This window comes from Aeromonas sp. PS2Canimalfood6, from assembly GCF_048276795.1.
Lineage (GTDB): Bacteria > Pseudomonadota > Gammaproteobacteria > Enterobacterales > Aeromonadaceae > Aeromonas > Aeromonas caviae.
The window spans coordinates 1-1,688 of the sequence record NZ_JBLUXC010000122.1 but is presented as its reverse complement, the minus strand read 5'-3'; the positions used below and the strand labels follow the sequence as shown (position 1 = coordinate 1,688).

Genomic DNA, 1,688 nt, shown 5'->3' with positions numbered 1-1,688 from the left:
TCCGGTTTAATCATCGTTTTGACCTCAAGAGCATGTTGGTTGAATTGGGGCATGCAGTCGTGGCAAGCCCTCCGATGCCATATCGGCTCTTGAAGCTGGCTGAGGGTCATGGGTAATCAGGTAAGGAAATGAAAAATTAGTCCGCATACCGCCACGCAGCAAATCATGGCAAAATCGGCAGCATACTTTGGATATCAGTGGCTTCTCGGCCACTACCTGTTCGCGATCGTCCGAATACGCTTCGCTATTCGAACCTACAACACAGATAGCGGCCCCTCACCCTGGCCCTCTCCCGAGGGAGAGGGGATGGTCCGTGCCAGTTCCAAGCCCGGTTGCCAAACCAAATCAGAGGCGCATATTTGCCCCCTTCTCCCACTCTTGATCACAAACAAGAGGAGAAGGGCTGGGGATGAGGGGGGAGGTAACAATAAGCCACATAATGTAGGGTCGATTAGCGCAGCGTAATCGTCCGCATACCGCCACGTACCGAGTAATGGCAAGACCGGCAGGAAACTCCAGATATCGGCGGTCTCTCGGCCGACCTCCTATTCGCGATCGTTCGAATACGCTGCGCTATTCGAACCCACTGCTTGCGGTTATGCTAACCACAAACACAATGTCGAACGATTCACAATATACGAAATGTATTTTTATCGTGAGGAATGAGAGGTATACGTGATTTTTTCAAAATGCCATTTATGTCAACAAGAAGCCGAACTACAGGAGTCTCACATATTCCCTCGATCATATTTCAAAAAAATAAAATCGGGGAGCGGCCAAGTATTGGAGATAGCAATAGATAAGGATACTCCACCATCACTATCTAACTTTGACCCTAAAGAGCATTTACTTTGTTTTGAATGTGAGCAACACATTTCTAAAAAATATGAAGCGTACGGCACTCAAATATTCAGAAGGACACAAAACATTGAAAGAGAAAATCTTCATGTAAAAATAAAGAACTTTAACTACAATAAATTTTATTTGTTCCTCATTTCTATTCTTTGGCGAGCATCTATTTCAACAATTGAACGATACCGCCATATTAACTTTGATGACAAAATGAATGCTAGGTTTGCAGCATGCCTTCTTAAAGAGTCAGTCAGGTTGTCACCATCTATAAAGCTAGACCACTTCTTTCGAGTAGCTATTTTCAGGTTAAAAGACTTCAGTAGACAACTGGATGATGACGTTATTAAACGCATTTTTATAGACCTGAATATAGTAAAGACTGAAGACATAAACGATGGGATAACTTATTTTTATGTAATAGATGGATGCTTAGTCATGATAAACCTAAATTGCCATGATGATATACATCAACAAAGAGTGATAAAAATAAAAAATCAGATGATAAATAAAACCATATTGAAAATTCCATTTATAAACATTTCGATATTAAAGAGGTTGCAGAGACTATTGCTGTGTCTATTGAAAAACTCTCATCCCATCCTAATAGAACAAAATAAACCCCATAAAAAACACCTACGAACAGTCATATTAAAGCAAATAAAACCCACCCGTATAACAGGTGGGTTTTATTTCATTGTCACCAGACTAACCCTAGCTCATGTACAGGACCTTAAGCGTTGAGTCCCTTTAAAACTCCTTCCAAGGTCCTGTTCTGTATCGATTTTCTCTGCTTGGTTCGGCAAGCGTTCTTGGCCAAATAATCAGCTGCCCATTCC

At 41.6% G+C, this 1,688-nt stretch carries 1 pseudogene; it reads left to right on the top strand.

The window, feature by feature from the left end:
• Positions 1 to 116, top strand: a pseudogene (locus ACNPAA_RS20800) (IS1595 family transposase); the annotation flags it as partial.
• Between the last annotated feature and the right edge of the window lie 1,572 nt (positions 117 to 1,688).